Origin of the sequence: Thermosynechococcus sp. PKX95, assembly GCF_031583295.1 — a bacterium.
Lineage (GTDB): Bacteria > Cyanobacteriota > Cyanobacteriia > Thermosynechococcales > Thermosynechococcaceae > Thermosynechococcus.
In genome coordinates, this window is the sequence record NZ_CP134171.1 from 1,000,041 (window position 1) to 1,016,685 (window position 16,645).

Genomic DNA, 16,645 nt, shown 5'->3' on the forward strand with positions numbered 1-16,645 from the left:
GGTTCTTGCCCTATGCTGACGCTGTTAATTGTTTTGCCTGTCATCGGTGCGCTGCTGATGCCGCTGCTGCCAGAACGAGCCTTGCGTTCGGTTGCTTTGGTGAGCGCTGGTGTCACCTTTGCCCTGTCCCTCTGGATGCTGACGCAGTTTGATGTCCAGCAGACCGCACTACAATTTACGGAATTTGTGCCGTGGCTGTCGCCCTTGGGATTGAACTACTCCCTTGGTGTGGATGGGTTGTCCCTCCCGCTGATTGTCTTGGGGACGTTCTTAACCCTTGTGGTCGTGTTCACGGGTGAAAAAAGTGGCCATCGGCTCTTCTATGCCCTTGTTCTTTTGGCCAATGCGGGAATTACCGGGGCGTTAGCAGCACAAAATCTGCTGCTGTTTATTCTCTTTTACGAAGTTGAGTTGGTGCCCTTTTACCTGTTGATTTTGATCTGGGGCGGGCAGCGTCGCGAGCAGGCAGCGATCAAGTTTCTGATCTATACGGCAGTCTCAGGAATTCTCGTGCTAGCTGCCTTTTTGGGGATGGGCTGGCTCACCCACGCTCCTAGCTTTGACTATCAAGATATTCAGGTTGCTGGCTTGGCACCGACGACCCAAGGGATTCTGCTGCTGCTGTTGATCCTAGGTTTTGGCATCAAAATGCCCTTGGTGCCCCTTCACAGTTGGTTGCCCGATGCCTATGTGGAAGCCTCAATGCCAACCGCCATTCTCCTTGGGGGGATCCTAGCTAAGCTGGGTGCCTATGGCCTAGTGCGGTTTGCCTTAGGCTGTTTTCCAGAGGCTTGGGGGCAGTTTTCTGGCCTGCTGGCCCTTGTGGCGGCTCTTGGCATTAGCTATGGAGCACTGGCTGCGATCGCCCAAAAGGACATTAAACGCATGGTGGCCTATAGCTCCATTGGTCACATGAGCTACGTATTGTTGGCGGCAGCAGCCCATACCCACCTCAGCATCGTCGGCGCCATTGCCCAAATGATTAGCCATGGCCTGATTTTGGCATTGCTGTTCTATTTGGTTGGCGTCATTGAAACGAAAGTTGGCACCCGCGAACTCAATGTGCTCAATGGCTTGCTCAATCCTCTGCGGGGGTTACCGACCACCAGTGCTCTCCTCATTTTGGGGGGGATGGCCAGTGCCGGTATTCCAGGATTAGTGGGGTTTGTGGCGGAATTTTTAATCTTCCAAGGCAGCTATGGTACCTTCCCGATGCCAACTCTAATTGCGGTGGTGGGCACCGGCCTCACGGCTGTTTATTTTGTGATTTTGATTAACCGCACCTGCTTTGGCCGTCTTGACAATGCCACTGCCTACTACCCACGGGTGGTTTGGTCAGAGAAGTTCCCCGCTATGGTACTGACACTGCTGATTCTGGTTCTGGGCATCCAACCAACATGGCTGGTGCGTTGGAGTGAAACCACCAGTGCGCAGCTGGTTGCCGCTATCCCTACTGCCACCGAAACCGTTGCCAGTTTACCCCTATAGCTCAGCGAGGAAACCATGGTTGAAACAATTGAGCGTCCCAGTTCTGCCAAACTGCCCCCCTTGGATCACCCCCTAGCCGACATTATTTACCGCCTTGAGGCGGGGGGTGCCCTCATTCCCGACACGCCAGTGAACCTGATGAAGATCATCGGTATGTACAAGGCCTACGCCATTCCGATGGACTTTTACTGGCGGAATTTGCTGTACCTCGGCGAGCGGGTATTTATCCATCCTTTTCCCTTCTTCAAGTATTTTCCAACCAAGGACTACTTTGAGTTGGCCAATCACTATGCTGGGGATACAGCGGATCTGCGGATTTGGCGTGGCCCTGCCCATGCCCACCCCGAACTGATGGAATTTATTGCAAAGGGGGAAACAGGGAAAATGCCGCGTCTGCTCCACCACCTTTGGCACGACCGCATCAACATGGAGTTTTCCGAAAGCTTGGCGCGCTCAATGATGTGGCATCGCATGGGGGGGCAGCTGGATATCTACCTTGACTCTGAAGAGTACAAAGCCGCCGCCGATAGGGCAATCCGCGCCTACTTCAAAGGCAACCCGCTGATGCTCGGGCTGTACAAGCTCTTTCCCGACCTCTTCTTGGAGCAGGCTCGCCAAGCCACCTACATGAACGTGCTGGGGCTATTTTGGGAAGTGATGGCACCCGTCTTCTTCGAGATGAGCGATCGCTATGACGAGGGCAGCATTACCAGCGTCAAGGATGCCATGAACTTCTTGGTCAATGGAATTTTTGCCATTGCCGGTCGCCCGATTTACCACCACGTCTATATTGATGGCGAGGTGCATGTCCTTGTGCCCAAGGAAAAGGGCTTTATGTGGCTCTATGAAGCGGCCTTCCCCTATGTGGAAGCGGTCTTTTACCGCACGGCGCCCTTCCGGGGAACGAAGTCCTACAATGCCCAAGCCAATCAGGTGCCCACTGATCAGGTGGACTTCCACTATGGCATTCTCTTTGCCGATAAATTCCCGGTGGGGACGGCGGGGATTCCCCCCACACTGCTGCATCAGGACATGTATCACTTCCTACCCCAGTACCTGAAGGATTACTTCCACCAGCACTGTCGCGGCGAGGATGATATTTTGGTGCAGTTGGGAATTGCCTTCCAGCATGCGATGTACACGGTGACCTCCGCTGTTTTGCAAGCAACCCGTGCCGCCTTCTACTACCCCTTAGATGATCCCAATCCGGAGCATCTCATGGCCAACCGGCGTTTCTTTGTGGCTCAGATGGATCGCTTCTTGCGACCGCAGTACGGCATTGCTGAAGCCTGCAAAATTCGCAATGTCCAAGATCCCAATTATTTGTAGGGAGTTGTAGGACAGGACATTAGGGAGAGGGGGTGTGTCTCTTCTCCCTTTTTGCTAGGCTGGAATCAAAGTGAATTTTTGTAACGAGGTAAAGTTGTGGCCAACGTCGAAATCTATACGTGGTCTCGTTGTCCTTTTTGTATTCGAGCAAAGCAATTGCTGACGCGCAAAGGAGTAAAATTTACCGAGTACGTCATTGATGGCGATGAAGCGGCTCGTGCTGCAATGGCTCAACGTGCCCATGGCCGGCGATCGCTCCCGCAAATTTTTATTAACAACGAACACATTGGCGGCTGCGATGATCTCTATGCCCTAGAGGCACAAGGCATCTTGGATACGCTCCTGCAAGCGGCAGCCTAGCGGAATGGCCGTGGATATTGCCTTTATTATTGACCCGATCGCCCGCCTTGACCCCGGCCACGATACCAGTGTGGCCTTGATGGAAGCAGCGCAAGCGGCAGGCGCACAGGTGTGGGTAACGGAAATTTCCCAACTGCTGATCCGCGAAGGTCAGGTATGGGCAGCGCTCACCCCGATCCAGTTATCGCCCGTGCAACTAGTGGCCAGCCAGTGGCAGATTCCCCAACCTTGGTTTCAGACGGGGGCAGTGGAATGGCGACCCCTCAACACCTTTCGAGCCGTGTGGATGCGCAAGGATCCCCCAGTCAATACCGCCTACCTCTATGCCACGTACTGTCTTGATTTAATCGATCCCCAGACCACCCTTGTCCTCAACTCGCCCGCAGGGTTGCGCCATGCCAATGAAAAGATGTATGCCCTGCAATTTACGAGTGTGACTCCCAAGACGATTGTCACAGGAGATAAGCAGCGCATTCGGGAATTTGTGCAGCAGCAGGGCATGGCGGTGCTCAAGCCCTTGGGGGGCAAAGCCGGAGAAGGCATTCTCTTTTTGCAGGCGGGCGATCGCAACCTCAATTCCATGATTGAAATCAGTACCCAACGCGGACAACTGCCCGTGATGGTGCAAGAGTATCTACCCGCGGCCAAGGAAGGCGATAAACGAATCATTCTCCTCAATGGGGAACCCATTGGTGCTGTGAATCGGATTCCCACAGGGGATGAATTTCGGGGCAATATGGCCACAGGGGGACGGGTGGCAGCAGTGGAAATTACCGAGCGTGATCGCCAGATTTGTCAAACTTTAGCCCCTGCCCTACGGCGCGATGGCCTGTACTTTGTGGGGATTGATGTCATTGGTGGCTATTTGACAGAAGTGAATGTCACTAGCCCCACGGGCGTTCGTGAGATCGATCGCCTCAATGGGACTTGCCTTGGTCAACAGGTGATGGCTTGGCTATTAGGTTAACATTGAGTCATGCTTAGCCACTCAGGGGATGTGATTCAAACCAGTAATCAAGTTTTGATAAAGCGATATGGTTCACAGCAAAGAACGCGCCCCCAGAAATAGAACAATTACGTTGACCGAGCAAGAACAAGCGAAGTATCGACAGCGACTCCTACGGTTGAGTCATCCTGTGAGCCTATCAGAAATCATTAACCGCACCATCCATCAAGATATCTTTGAGGTCATCAAGTTTCTCCCAAGTCAATTTGTTGATTTGCTGTTTATTGATCCACCTTACAACCTGAACAAAGTATTTAACTCAATTAGCTTCAAGAAAAAAAGTTTAGAGGATTACATCAACTGGCTAGAGTCTTGCTTGTCGAGTCTTGAAAAAATTCTAAAACCAACTGCATCTATTTACATTTGCTCTGATTGGGAATCCTCAATTGCTGTATTTGAAGTCATTAAAGACCGTTTTCAAATCCGCAACCGAATTACATGGGAGCGCGAGAAAGGACGAGGAGCAAGCAAGAATTGGAAAAATGCCTCCGAGGATATATGGTTCTGCACTGTTTCTAATGAGTACACCTTTAATGTTGAGGCTGTTAAGCTCAAGCGTAAAGTCATCGCTCCCTATAGAGTCAATGGACATCCCAAAGATTGGGAAGCCACGGAAGAAGGAAATTACCGCCTAACGCATCCTTCTAACCTGTGGACAGACTTAACTGTGCCCTTTTGGTCAATGCCAGAAAATACAGATCATCCCACCCAAAAGCCCGAGAAACTACTGGCTAAGGTCATTTTAGCTAGCTCCAATCCAGATGACATTATTTTTGATCCGTTCCTCGGCTCCGGAACAACCTCTGTCGTTGCCAAGAAGCTCGGTAGGCGTTTTTTGGGGGTTGAACTGGATGAGACTTATGCTTGCCTAGCGGAGAAGCGCCTTGAAATGGCTGAAGTAGATGCTTCGATTCAGGGCTATGCTGATGGCGTGTTTTGGGAAAGAAACACATTAAGTGAGCAAGGACGTTTTACGCAAAAGCAGTATCAGTGCGAAAAACTATTTCACCAACCAGAGCTTTTTCCCTAGAGGAAACATAAGAATCAATGGAAAAAAGACATATTTTCTATGGTGATCAGATTGGTCAAATCGAAGAAAACATCAAAGAACTCTTAAACTCACAGGAAGATTTCTTGTCTGCTGTGACAATCAATAGCCCAAGAGCTGTTGGCGATGCTGTTCAGCAAATTCTTGCCAATCATCTACAGGCGGTTCTTGGTGAAGAGATTTGTAAAAACTATTCAGCACATTTTGCCCGTAGAGCCATGGCTGATCTCGCTTTCAAGGATGATCAAGGATTTTACTATGTCATTGACGTGAAAACCCACAGATTGAGTACACAGTTTAATATGCCCAATTTAATTTCTGTAGAACGCCTCACTCGTTTCTATCAATCAGATGAAAATGTTTTTGCAATTTTGCTGATTGCCTATGAGGCTCAAAGAACTCGTATCGGTATTGAAAATGTTCAATTTCTGCCAATCGAGTTTTTGGGGTGGGACTGCTTAACAATTGGCCCTTTGGGTTGGGGGCAAATTCAGATTGCGAACTCTAATGTTTTAACGATTAACCGTGGCTACTCCCGTAAGCAGTGGATGCTTGAGTTGTGTGATGCATTAGCTGAATTCTATCCCCGTGAAATTAGCAAAATTGAAGGGCGGTTGAAATACTTTACAAAGGTTCGCGAGTTTTGGCTTAATCATAGCGATTAAAGCTTTTTTCATAAAGTTAAACATCATAAACCAAGCTGCAACATGGCCGTGATGCGACTGAAAACGGATAGTTGCCTTGTATAATCACTGTACTGAATCTCTTCCTTTTGCCTATAATTGATAGGCTGGATTTTTTCACGAGTCTATGAGTCGCGGCACACTCTTTGATAAGGTTTGGGAACAGCACACGGTGGCGACACTGCCCTCAGGGCAAACGCAGCTCTTTATTGGCCTGCACCTGATTCACGAAGTGACGAGTCCCCAAGCCTTTGCCATGCTGCGGGAGCGGGGATTGGCGGTGCTGTATCCGCAGCGAACCGTGGCGACGGTGGATCATATTGTGCCGACAGATACGCTGGCGCGTCCTCTCCAAGATGCCCTTGCCGAAGAGATGCTGCAAGCCCTTGAGGCGAATTGCCGTGCTCACCATATTCCTTTCTTTGGGATTGGCTCCGGTCGTCAGGGCATTGTCCATGTGATTGCTCCCGAGCAGGGGTTAACGCAACCGGGGATGACGATCGCCTGCGGGGATAGCCACACCTCTACCCACGGTGCCTTTGGGGCGATCGCCTTTGGGATTGGCACCAGTCAAGTGCGGGATGTGTTGGCGACTCAGACCCTCGCCCTCAATAAGCTCAAGGTTCGCAAAGTAGAAGTGAATGGCTCCCTTGGCTCTGGGGTCTATGCCAAGGATCTCATCCTCCACATTATTCGCCACCTTGGTGTTAAAGGCGGTGTTGGCTATGCCTATGAGTTTGCTGGCAGTACCTTTGCCCAGCTCTCAATGGAAGAGCGGATGACCGTCTGCAATATGGCCATTGAAGGGGGAGCCCGCTGCGGTTATGTCAACCCCGATGAAACCACCTTTGCCTATTTACGAGGCCGCCCCTTTGCTCCCCAAGGCAAGGCTTGGGATGAGGCGCTGGTGTGGTGGCGATCGCTCGTCAGTGATGCCGATGCTGAATACGATGATGTTGTCACATTTGCGGCTGCAGATATTGCACCGACGGTCACTTGGGGCATTACCCCCGGCCAAAGCATTGCGGTGGATGAGACCTTGCCCACCCTAGAGAGTTTGCCCGAGGCAGAACGGGCGATCGCCGCTGAAGCCTATGCCTACATGGATCTGCAACCGGGGCAACCCATTCAAGGCACCAAGATTGATGTCTGCTTTATTGGCAGTTGCACCAATGGTCGCATTAGTGATCTGCGGCAGGCTGCCAAAGTTGTCGAAGGGCGCAAAGTCAAACCCGGTGTCAAAGCCTTTGTGGTTCCCGGTTCAGAACGGGTAAAAGCGCAAGCCGAAGCGGAGGGTCTCGATGTCATTTTCCAAGCCGCAGGGTTTGAATGGCGCAATCCTGGTTGCTCGATGTGCCTCGCCATGAATCCCGACAAGCTGCAAGGGCGTCAGATCAGTGCCTCATCTTCCAATCGCAACTTCAAAGGACGCCAAGGATCAGCAGCGGGACGGACACTCCTCATGAGTCCAGCGATGGTGGCCGCCGCAGCTATTACGGGTGAAGTTACAGATGTGCGGGCATTTCTTTGATGTCCTGCTTAATAGATATCAAGTTCTTTATCAGCCCTGTCACATTCCCTAAAGTATGAAATTATCCTCCTAGACAATGACAATAGAGACAAGGGGAGGAGCGGTTTATGTTTCCAATCTTTCCAAAAGGAGGCTGTCTATGAAAATGTTACAGGGCTTGCTAGGCGCAGTGGTTCTGGGTATGGCCTCTATTTTGCCTGCTGCTGCTGAGACGCTAGTTTCTGATAGCGGGCTGACTGAAATTTACGGCTACCAGCTTAGCCCCTTGCCGGGAGATATCTTGCCCTACACCACCAAAGTCAATGGACGAGTTTATGAGGGCACCATTAACGTCACGGCAAGCGGCAATGGCTTCGTGCGCGGCTTTTTTAGCGATCGCGATCTTGGCGGTAATTTTGGCTGTAGTGGCGAAGTAACCATTCAATGGGTACGGGATAATCGCTATATTTCCGTGTGGCGAGTTGGCGGTACTTATACGCCGCGTCTGCAATGTCCGCAAGCGGGCACCACGGCTCGTCTGAATATGCGCCTCTATCCCTAGAGAAATCAACCATACTCCTGCTCTGTAATGCGCCAGCGCGCCGAAAGAACACTGGGTTCTAAACTCAAGCGGCTCACTAGCCCTTCTACAAAGTCATCATTGCGCTCTTGACTGAGGAGTTCTGCTTCAATATGGACGCGATCGGGGGTGTCTTCAATATCCTCGCTGAGGAGCGATCGCAACTTCAGCCGACTGCCCGCTAATGACTGCAACAGCAGTGCCCGCAAATGAGCCTCTGCCTCAGCACGGCAGACAATATCACAGCGATAGCACAACTCCACTTCGGTGCCCTTGAGGGGCTGCTGATTGATGCGATAGCCGAGGGGACGCAAGAGCAGATTGGCCATGAGCACTGCCACTGCTCCTAAGGTTGCCTGATAGAGTAATCCCGAACCACACAGTGCCCCCACCGCCGCTGCACACCAGAGAGTAGCGGCCGTATTCAAACCCCGTACTGAGAGGCCTTCCCGCAGGATCACGCCCCCGCCGAGAAACCCAATACCAGAGACAATTTGGGCGGCAATCCGCGTTGGACTCGCTTCCCCCGGCGTCAAAGCCGAGAGCATGACAAATAGTGCTGCCCCCGTTGCCACGAGGGTATTTGTGCGCAGACCGGCCATGCGCTGCCGCCATTGTCGCTCCAAGCCGAGGGCTGCCCCAAGACAAAAGGCCGCTACCAAACGGACAATAAAATCACTTGTTGACATCGGTTAAAACGACAGCCCTAGGAAGGCACTCACCAGATAGAAGTAGAGCAACAGCCCTGTAAAGTCCTTGATGGTTGTGATAAAGGGATCCGCCGATGGTCCGTGGTCAAAACCCAACTTCAGCAACACCCAAGGAATTAATGCCCCTAAGACCGCCGCGAAGGTAATCACAATAAAAAGGGAAAGTCCCACGGCCAAGCCCAGTTGGGGAATGTCGTTGGGTAACCCTTGCCAGAGGAAGGCAATCAAGCCGCCAGCAGTTCCCAAGATAAGACCCATGATCGCACCAATGCGAAACTCGCGAAAGAGATAACCGCCATAGCGACGAATATCAATGTGCTGCCAAGCAAGACCACGGGCAAAGACAGTGGTGGATTGGGTACCGACATTGCCTCCCATGTCCATGACCACAGGAATAAAAATGGCCACAGCAACGACGGCTTCCAGAACTTCCTCAAAGTACTGAATCACGCCGCCAACAATCATACCGCCAATGAGGGTAATGATCAGGCAGATAATCCGCAGTTGCACTGCATAGCGAATGGGACCGCGCACCAGTCGTTCACTCCAAGCTTGATCGCGGTTGAGCAGGTTACCCACACCTGCTTGCGCCAAAATGGTGCTCGTTGCCTCCTCCTCAATCAGGTCAATCACATCATCAAAGGTGATATCGCCCACCAGTCGCCCCTCTTGATCCACCACAGGAATAGCAGGGACATCGTATTCCTTGAGGAGTTTGGCTGCGGATAGTTCCGGCGCGGTCACAGCGATCGCCAGTTCCTGTCCTTGCACCAAATCCTGAAGCGGCTGGTGGGGATTTGCTTTCATCAACTGGATCGGCTGCACAAAGCCACGATAAAAGCGCTGTTCATCAATGACAAAAATAATGCTCAGGTCATTAATATCCAAGGAACTCTCACGGATAGCGGCGATCGCCTGCTCCACGGTCAAGTCTTGCCGCAGCGCCAAGTAGCGCAGATTCATGCGCCGACCAATTGTGCCCTCAGGATAGCCCAACAGCAGGTTCACGGCGTCGCGGGATTCTGAGCTTAACTGGCTGAGCAACCGTTTGGTGACCTTGGCAGGTAATTCCTCAAAGAGACGCACCCGTTGATCGGCCTCAAGGGCTTCTAGAAAATGCAGAATCTCAGGATCCGTCATCCCTTCAATGAGGGTTGCCTGCTCATCGGGAGTCAGGGCTTCAAAGACTGCGATCGCCTTGTCTTTTTCGAGGAGGCGAAAGGCCAATACCCGCTTATGGGGGTCAATTTGGCGCAGGGCACGCACTAGCTCAGGAATCGTCAGTTGGTTGGCTGTCCGCTTGGCAGCACCGAGACCCTGCGGATAGGTCAGCAGATCATCGAGGGGATTGATTACCATCGCATTGCTCCTTCTATGGTTGACAATTTAGGGTGGGTGAGACAGGGGCATAGGCTTCGCTCAATTGATGCCAGAGATCAGCCAACTGGTTGTAGGCTTCGGATGTAGAAAGTTTCCCACTCGTATGGAGAGCAGCAATAAACCCTGCCCGTTGAGCAAATTTCTGCAGGTAGGCATCAAAGGTCAGCGCGTCTAGGGTGACGTGCCCACGGTAAAGGGTATAGGGGCACAGAAATGCCTGCTTTGCATCGTGGGTCATCATGGTTCTAAGCTCCATTGAGAAACGACAATAGGATGTTTTAGGGTTTAACGAGACAACTCAAAGGGTGAGAACTCTCCCAAGTGGGCGATCGCTTGGCTCATGACCGTAATCATCAGGTGGCCAAGGGCAACACCCAGCACTTCCGAAAGGGTAATTCCCAGCATTTCGGCCATCATGCTGAACAAACAAACTTCAAACATAGAAACTCTCCGTTGCTAATGGTTTTGCCACGCAACAACTTGAGCGATGAAAAGTAGTCGTTCAATAAAAACGCTTGACTACGGGCGATCGCTCTCAACAAAAAACAGATTTGAGCCAGCCAACCTTAGGCAGACTCAGGTAGATACGAGACTAAGACCTATTGACCAATTTGCTTCGTGATCCATCTCCATTTGCAGATCGACTGCCTTGGAACGCGCGGAGATGAACCAGAAGTTCAAGCCATTAGGCAGCAGACAAGTCTGAATTCACCTCGGCGATCCTTAGGGGAGAGAGGCTCCACCTATGGCAGGGATCTTCATTAGCGGAGATGGGGTCACCAGAAGCAGCATTACAGTGACTCCTACTAGACTCCATTAAGAAAATCTCCAAAAATAGACAAATGCCAGCAGCCTAGGAAATCTTCCAACTGCCAATAGGCATTTTAGGGGGTGAGCAAGTCTTTGTCAAGGATCATATGAACAGCTAGGGCATTGCAGTAGGGCATTTCTGGTCGTATCGCCCTTTTCACAGCGATCGAACACCCTCACCCCGGTAAAAGCCCCGATGGCAGAGCACCGCACTCCCGTTATGTCGCTGATATTTCAGGAAAGGGCTGTCATTCGCTAAAATTGTTAATCATTACTTAAAGTTTTATAGTGTAAAACGTCCAGAAGTATCTTAATGCGTGATAAAAATTGTGGATTCTAGCGAATGATTATAGATGAATTTGAGCACTTTACTGAATTATTGGTCAACTACACCGATGATCTCATTTGCCTGCACGAACCGGATGGCAACTATCTATATGTGACTCCCTCCAGCAAAACCCTTTTAGGCTATTCTCCTGGAGAACTGATTGGTAAGAGTCCCTACACATTATTTCATCCTGAGGATGCAGAGCGCATTCGCAGTGGTGCCCATGCCCTCGCCCTGCAAGGCAGTGTGAATGTGATAGAAACCTATCGCATCCGCAAAAAGCATGGCGGATATGTTTGGTTGGAAACCCTCACGCACCCCATTTGTGATGCAGGGGGAAATGTTTTATTTTTAGTCTCCACATCGCGGGATATTACCCGTCGCCGTCAACTCGAGCTAGAGCTACAAGCCAAGCAAGAACTACTGGAAGCCTTTTTTCAACAATCCCTTGAGGCCTGCTTCTTCATGATGTTGGATCAGCCCATCCGCTGGGATGACACAGTCAACAAAGAGGAAATCTTGGAGTATGTCCTTGATCATCAGCGGATTACGCGTGTCAACAGTGCCTTTGCCCAGCAGTATCAATTACCGCCGCAGGAGCTGATTGGCCTGACGCCGCGCATTTGCTTTAAGGATGATCTGGAACTCGCCAAACGGCTGTGGCGAGCACTCTTTGATCTGGGCTATTTTCACATTGAAATTGAACTCCACCGCCGCGATGGTAGCTCCTTTTGGGTTGAGGGGAATTATGTGTGTCTCTACAACCAAAATAAGGAAATCATTGGCCACTTTGGTGTGCAGCGGGACATTAGCGATCGCATGCGTCTGCAAGCAGAAATTGCCCAAAAAACAGCTGAATTAGAGTATTTCTTTGGCTCCTCCCTAGAGCTATTTATGATTGCCGATAGTGAGGGACGGCTGCGGCGGGTGAATCAACACTGGCATACCTGCTTGGGCTATGACCTGAATCGGTTGGCAGGGGCAAAGTTTGAGGAATTTCTCCACCCCGGCGATCGCCCCCGCCATCGGGAGATGCAGCAACGTCTCCTTGCTGGGGAGCAAATCAGTAACCACACAATTCGCCTGCGCACCCAAGGGGGAGACTATCGCTGGTATGAATGGCAAGGCCTGCTCAGTCAAGGGCGCATCTATGGTGCTGCACGGGATGTCACGGAACAGCGCCAATTTAGCGATCGCCTGCAAGCGGCCTACAACCAAGTGACTGATATTTTGGAGAGCATGTCGGATCACTTTTTTGAAGTGGATCGCGACTTCACAGTTATCTATGTCAACGGAAATTTTTGCCGTCTAGTGGGGAAATCTGCCTCAGAGATGCTGGGGAAAAACCTCTGGGATCTCTTTCCCGATGAGCGCAACTCAATTTTTGAAAGCCAAAGTCGGCGGGCAATGGCAGAGCAAACTCCCGTCCAATTTGAAGCCTTCTATGAGGGGCTGAACCAATGGTTTGCGGTACGGGCTTTTCCCACTGGCCGAGGCCTTGCGGTTTTCTTCCAGAATATTACGCTTCAGGTGGACTCCACTACTTCGTTACAGCGACGGCAAACCCAAGCGGAACTCCTGCATCGGCTAACCTTGAAAATTCGCCGTTCCCTTGATCTGGAAACGGTTCTTAAAACCGCCCTTGAGGAAGTGCGTCAACTGCTGGGGGTCGATCGCACCCTCATTTTCCAGTTCTATGCCGATGGCCGGGGTGAGGTGGTGGCTGAATCGGTGGCGGCACCGCAGTTTTCTCTCATGCACCGCACCTTCTATGACCCCTGTTTCCACCGTGAGTCTGCCGAAGCCTATCTTCAGGGGCGGGTACTGGCGGTTGCTGATATTAACACCGCTGAAATAACCCAGTGTCATCGCGACTTTCTCAACCAATTGCAGGTGCGTGCCCTCTTAGTGGTACCGATTATTGAGGAGGAACGTCTCTGGGGATTACTCCTGTGCCACCACTGCTCTTCTCCTCGACCTTGGGCGATTGACGAGGTGGAGCTGATCCGCCAACTGGCCGAACAACTGGGCTTTGGCATCAACCGTGCCGAATTGGTCAGTGCCCTCCATCAGGAAAAGGAACGCTATCGGCGTGTGCTGGAGGCACAGACAGAATTGCTCTATCGCTGTACCCCTGAGGGACATCTCACCTTTGGCAATCCCGCTTTCTTTCGCTATCTTGCTGCTGCGGGCATCAATTGTGATCTGGGGGATGTGCTCCAGCATCCCTTTGATGCGGTGACCCAGCAACGCTTCCAACAGCATCTGCAAGCCCTCACACCAGCGCAGCCCCTCAGCACAATTGAGTGTGGGGTGACATTGCCCCAAGACCAGATTCTTTGGTTTGAATGGACAACCCGCGCTTTTTTTGATCACCAGGGTCGCTGTGTGGAGTATCAATGTGTGGGACGCGACATTACCCGCCGCAAGCAAATGGAGGAGCAGCTGATTCACGATGCCCTCCACGATGCCCTAACGGGACTGCCGAACCGTACGCTGCTCCAAGACCGATTGCAGCATTGCTGGCGGCAGTATCAACGCCATCGCGATCGCCCCTTTGCGGTTGTTTTTATTGATATTGATCGCTTTAAGCGGGTTAACGATAGCTTGGGACACCAAGCAGGAGATCAGGTGCTGATTACCCTTGCCCAGCGGATGCAAAGTGTGGTGCCGGAGGGGGATACCTTGGCTCACCTGAGTGGCGATGAGTTTGTGGTGCTGTGTGAAGATCTGGATCCTGAGCAAATGGTGGCTCAGGTAGAAGCACGGGTTGCCGATCTAGAGCGGGTGATTCAGGAGCCCTTGGTCATTGATGGCCATCTGTTAAGTCTCAGTGCCAGCATTGGCGTCACCTTTAGCGATCGCGCCGACACCTCGGCCACTACCCTGTTGCGGGATGCCGATATTGCCATGTACCAAGCGAAAAAACAGGGGCTGGGGCAGTATCGGATTTTTGACCCGCAAATGCACACCCAAGCCCAGAGTTGCTTTACGCTGGAGAGTCAACTGCATCAGGCGATCGCCAACAGTGAGCTACAGGTCTATTTTCAGCCCATTGTTCAACTGGAGACGGGGGCGATCGTGGGTCTTGAGGCCCTGAGCCGTTGGTTTGATCCTGAAAAGGGTGAAATTCCTGCCGCCGAATTTATTGGCCTTGCGGAGCAAGCCGGTCTCATTGTTAGCCTTGGCCGACAGGTCTTTGAACGGGCGATGCAGGAATTCAGCCAGTGGCGGCAACAGGACAGCCGTCGCCAGACCATGACCTTGGGCATTAATATCTCGCCTCAACAACTGGTGGATGCCAACTTTGTCAGTGATATTTTGGCAGCGCTGCGCCGTGCCCAATTGCCCCCCCATCTCCTTCATCTGGAGATTACGGAAACGACCATGATCCGCAACCTTGAAGCCACATTGCAGGTGGCCGAGGAACTGCAACAACTGGGGGTTGCCCTCAACATTGATGACTTTGGCACGGGCTATTCCTCCCTGAGTCGGTTGCATCAGTTGCCGATCCACGCCCTGAAAATTGATCGCTCCTTTGTCCAGAACTTAGAGAAAAGCCAAGCGGCACGGGAAATTATTGGTGCCGTGATTGCCCTCGGTAAAAGCCTGCGCTTAGATGTGGTGGCAGAGGGGGTGGAGACAGCAACCCAAGCCGCCCAATTAATCGACCTCGGTTGTCGCTATGGCCAAGGCTACCTCTTCTATCCACCATTGCCGATTAATCGCTTGTCCTAGGACTTGCTGCTGGTATCCTCATGGGGAAGAAAGGGCAGGCTTTCCCACCAACTTTGATAGTTTTTCGTCATTTCCTGCCACCAGTCGGCGGGCTGTTGCAGTGCCTGTTGCAGGCGATCGCGCTCCTGTTCGAGACGTTGAAGGTTCATCTCCAGTTGGTGATAGGTGGTTTCTAGGGTGGTGAGTTGAGCATTGAGGGCTTGGTGTTGCTGTTGCCAGTAATCGCTGCCTGCTCGCAATTGTTGATTTTCGGCGGCTATTGCCTGAAGTTGGTGCTGGAGTTGATTGCAGTGATCTTGCAGTCGCACGACTTCGGCTTCGAGGGCGGCTTTTTGCGAGGGGTGTTGTAGCGATCGCAGAATTGTCCACAGCAGAATCAGGGTGGCAACCACGCCATAGCTGGCCAGTGCCCAAGTCCCCTGTGCAGATAATGCCGCCCACACCATGGATACACCCTAGGAAAGAGATACCGCTAAGGGGGGGGCGATCGCCTCTGCAAGATATTGCCGCAGCACCATGGCCAGCCAATCGACATCGGCAGCGGTGGTCTCTCGCCCCAAGGTAATGCGTATTCCCGCTTTGGCGGTTTCAGGATCGTAGCCCATGGCCAAGAGGGTGGGACTGGGTTGGGTTTGACCACTTTGACAGGCGGATCCCGCACTAATGCCAATGCCCGCAAGGTTGAGTTGCCGTACAAAGGTTTTGCCATTCAAGGGCTGGCCGTGGCGATCGCGCACGATCAAACTCAAATGATGGGGCAACCGCTGCCATGGATGCCCTGTTCGTTCCACTTGCGGATGATCCTGCAACTGCTGCCACAGGCGATCGCGCAGTTGAGCAAGGCGCATCGGTTCTGTCGCTAGTTCAGTGGCGGCCCATTCCGCTGCCACCCCAAAACCCACCAAGGTCGGCACTGCTTGGGTTCCCGCCCTGAGGCCCAGTTCTTGTCCCCCGCCACGCAAGAGCGGTTCTAGGGGTACCCCCGATCGCACATAGAGCGCCCCCGCTCCCTGAGGGCCATAAATTTTATGACTGGACAGCGAGAGTAAATCCACGCCTAGCCGTTGCACATCCAAGGGAACTCGTCCCGCCACTTGAACCGCATCCGTATGGAAAAGCACCCCCGCCTCTTGGCAAATGGCTGCGAGTTCAGCAATGGGTTGCAGCGTGCCCACCTCACTTTGGCCGTAGATGATCGAGACCAAGACCGTGTTCGGTTGCAGGGCCTGCCGTAGTTGGGCGGGTTCCACCTCTCCCCAGTGATTCACCGCTAAGCGGGTCACTTGCCAGCCTTGAGCTTCAAGGGCAGCCGCCGGTTTGGCCACCGCCGAATGCTCGACCGCCGAAATAATCAGATGCTGAGGTTGGCGATAGCGTTGGCAAATTCCCCACAGGGCAAGATTATCCGCTTCTGTGCCCCCAGAGGTAAAAATGATTTCATCCGCTTGGGCATGAATCAGTGCTGCCACCTGCATCCGTGCCTGCTCAAGGGCGATCGCTGCACGTTGCCCCCACTCGTGAATACTCGATGGATTACCCCACTGCTGTTCATAGGCCGCCACCATCGCTGCAATAGCCTCTGCTCGACAGGGGGTTGTTGCACCATAGTCGAAATACAGTTGCATGGGCAGGAGCAGCTCCCAAAAACCAATGGCGGAACTGTCATAAAACCCAG

The 16,645-nt window shown here is 52.3% G+C and carries 15 protein-coding genes; 9 read left to right on the top strand and 6 right to left on the bottom strand.

All coding sequences use genetic code 11. The features are described from left to right. Positions 1 to 12: 12 nt before the first annotated feature. From RHH81_RS04655 to RHH81_RS04690, 8 genes are all read left to right on the top strand, one after another. A complete protein-coding gene (locus RHH81_RS04655) occupies positions 13 to 1,488 on the top strand; it encodes an NADH-quinone oxidoreductase subunit M (protein ID WP_310743460.1) in 1,476 nt (491 codons plus the stop codon). Positions 1,489 to 1,503: 15 nt separating this feature from the next. Then, entirely contained in the window at positions 1,504 to 2,817 is a 1,314-nt protein-coding gene (locus tag RHH81_RS04660) for a CO2 hydration protein (protein ID WP_310437868.1), read from the top strand. Positions 2,818 to 2,913: 96 nt separating this feature from the next. Beyond that, positions 2,914 to 3,177, top strand: a complete 264-nt coding sequence (gene grxC / locus RHH81_RS04665; RefSeq protein WP_206201279.1) for a glutaredoxin 3 — start codon at positions 2,914 to 2,916, stop codon at positions 3,175 to 3,177. 10 nt (positions 3,178 to 3,187) lie between these two features. After that, positions 3,188 to 4,144: a glutathione synthase gene (gshB, locus tag RHH81_RS04670; RefSeq protein ID WP_310743461.1), complete on the top strand. Its 957-nt coding sequence runs from the start codon at positions 3,188 to 3,190 to the stop codon at positions 4,142 to 4,144. A 67-nt stretch (positions 4,145 to 4,211) separates the two neighbouring features. Further along, on the top strand, positions 4,212 to 5,213 hold the full coding sequence (locus RHH81_RS04675) for a DNA methyltransferase (protein WP_310800510.1): 1,002 nt from the start codon (positions 4,212 to 4,214) through the stop codon (positions 5,211 to 5,213). Between the two features lie 17 nt (positions 5,214 to 5,230). After that, the gene (locus tag RHH81_RS04680) at positions 5,231 to 5,896 is read left to right on the top strand and encodes a hypothetical protein (protein WP_206201282.1); all 666 of its coding nucleotides are present in this window, start codon (positions 5,231 to 5,233) and stop codon (positions 5,894 to 5,896) included. Between the two features lie 145 nt (positions 5,897 to 6,041). Beyond that, entirely contained in the window at positions 6,042 to 7,445 is a 1,404-nt protein-coding gene (gene leuC, locus RHH81_RS04685; RefSeq protein ID WP_206201283.1) for a 3-isopropylmalate dehydratase large subunit, read from the top strand. A gap of 139 nt (positions 7,446 to 7,584) precedes the next feature. Next, entirely contained in the window at positions 7,585 to 7,986 is a 402-nt protein-coding gene (locus RHH81_RS04690; RefSeq protein ID WP_206201284.1) for a hypothetical protein, read from the top strand. A 5-nt stretch (positions 7,987 to 7,991) separates the two neighbouring features. Here RHH81_RS04690 and RHH81_RS04695 read toward each other — a convergent pair whose 3' ends face one another. Genes RHH81_RS04695 through RHH81_RS04710 form a run of 4 tightly spaced genes read right to left on the bottom strand, consistent with a single transcriptional unit; the run spans position 7,992 to position 10,535 of the window. Further along, positions 7,992 to 8,693, bottom strand: coding sequence for an MgtC/SapB family protein (locus RHH81_RS04695; protein ID WP_206201285.1), 702 nt, complete (start codon positions 8,691 to 8,693; stop codon positions 7,992 to 7,994). Between the two features lie 3 nt (positions 8,694 to 8,696). After that, positions 8,697 to 10,073, bottom strand: a complete 1,377-nt coding sequence (mgtE, locus tag RHH81_RS04700; RefSeq protein WP_206201286.1) for a magnesium transporter — start codon at positions 10,071 to 10,073, stop codon at positions 8,697 to 8,699. A gap of 13 nt (positions 10,074 to 10,086) precedes the next feature. After that, positions 10,087 to 10,335 (bottom strand): hypothetical protein, encoded by a 249-nt coding sequence (locus RHH81_RS04705; protein WP_225901658.1) that lies wholly within the window; start codon positions 10,333 to 10,335, stop codon positions 10,087 to 10,089. A gap of 44 nt (positions 10,336 to 10,379) precedes the next feature. Further along, positions 10,380 to 10,535, bottom strand: a complete 156-nt coding sequence (locus RHH81_RS04710) for a hypothetical protein (RefSeq protein ID WP_206201287.1) — start codon at positions 10,533 to 10,535, stop codon at positions 10,380 to 10,382. 712 nt (positions 10,536 to 11,247) lie between these two features. Here RHH81_RS04710 and RHH81_RS04715 point away from each other — a divergent pair. After that, positions 11,248 to 14,970 carry an EAL domain-containing protein gene (locus RHH81_RS04715; RefSeq protein WP_310743462.1) on the top strand — a complete coding sequence of 1,241 codons (3,723 nt, stop codon included), beginning with the start codon at positions 11,248 to 11,250 and terminating at the stop codon, positions 14,968 to 14,970. On the opposite strand, the gene RHH81_RS04720 is transcribed toward RHH81_RS04715, so the two are convergent. Beyond that, a complete protein-coding gene (locus RHH81_RS04720; RefSeq protein WP_206201289.1) occupies positions 14,967 to 15,416 on the bottom strand; it encodes a hypothetical protein in 450 nt (149 codons plus the stop codon). The genes RHH81_RS04715 and RHH81_RS04720 overlap by 4 nt on opposite strands. Positions 15,417 to 15,425: 9 nt before the next feature. Continuing rightward, entirely contained in the window at positions 15,426 to 16,595 is a 1,170-nt protein-coding gene (locus RHH81_RS04725) for a cysteine desulfurase family protein (RefSeq protein WP_206201290.1), read from the bottom strand. Positions 16,596 to 16,645 lie beyond the last annotated feature (50 nt).

What these genes read in the sequence shown, in the direction of transcription:
- RHH81_RS04690 (WP_206201284.1), top strand. Translation starts at nt 7,585, where the DNA reads ATGAAAATGTTACAGGGCTTGCTAGGCGCAGTGGTTCTGGGTATGGCC.
- RHH81_RS04710 (WP_206201287.1), bottom strand. Translation starts at nt 10,535, where the DNA reads ATGTTTGAAGTTTGTTTGTTCAGCATGATGGCCGAAATGCTGGGAATT.
- RHH81_RS04675 (WP_310800510.1), top strand. Translation starts at nt 4,212, where the DNA reads ATGGTTCACAGCAAAGAACGCGCCCCCAGAAATAGAACAATTACGTTG.
- RHH81_RS04720 (WP_206201289.1), bottom strand. Translation starts at nt 15,416, where the DNA reads ATGGTGTGGGCGGCATTATCTGCACAGGGGACTTGGGCACTGGCCAGC.
- RHH81_RS04660 (WP_310437868.1), top strand. Translation starts at nt 1,504, where the DNA reads ATGGTTGAAACAATTGAGCGTCCCAGTTCTGCCAAACTGCCCCCCTTG.
- RHH81_RS04725 (WP_206201290.1), bottom strand. Translation starts at nt 16,595, where the DNA reads ATGCAACTGTATTTCGACTATGGTGCAACAACCCCCTGTCGAGCAGAG.
- RHH81_RS04695 (WP_206201285.1), bottom strand. Translation starts at nt 8,693, where the DNA reads ATGTCAACAAGTGATTTTATTGTCCGTTTGGTAGCGGCCTTTTGTCTT.
- RHH81_RS04705 (WP_225901658.1), bottom strand. Translation starts at nt 10,335, where the DNA reads ATGATGACCCACGATGCAAAGCAGGCATTTCTGTGCCCCTATACCCTT.
- RHH81_RS04715 (WP_310743462.1), top strand. Translation starts at nt 11,248, where the DNA reads ATGATTATAGATGAATTTGAGCACTTTACTGAATTATTGGTCAACTAC.
- mgtE (WP_206201286.1), bottom strand. Translation starts at nt 10,073, where the DNA reads ATGGTAATCAATCCCCTCGATGATCTGCTGACCTATCCGCAGGGTCTC.
- leuC (WP_206201283.1), top strand. Translation starts at nt 6,042, where the DNA reads ATGAGTCGCGGCACACTCTTTGATAAGGTTTGGGAACAGCACACGGTG.
- RHH81_RS04680 (WP_206201282.1), top strand. Translation starts at nt 5,231, where the DNA reads ATGGAAAAAAGACATATTTTCTATGGTGATCAGATTGGTCAAATCGAA.
- RHH81_RS04655 (WP_310743460.1), top strand. Translation starts at nt 13, where the DNA reads ATGCTGACGCTGTTAATTGTTTTGCCTGTCATCGGTGCGCTGCTGATG.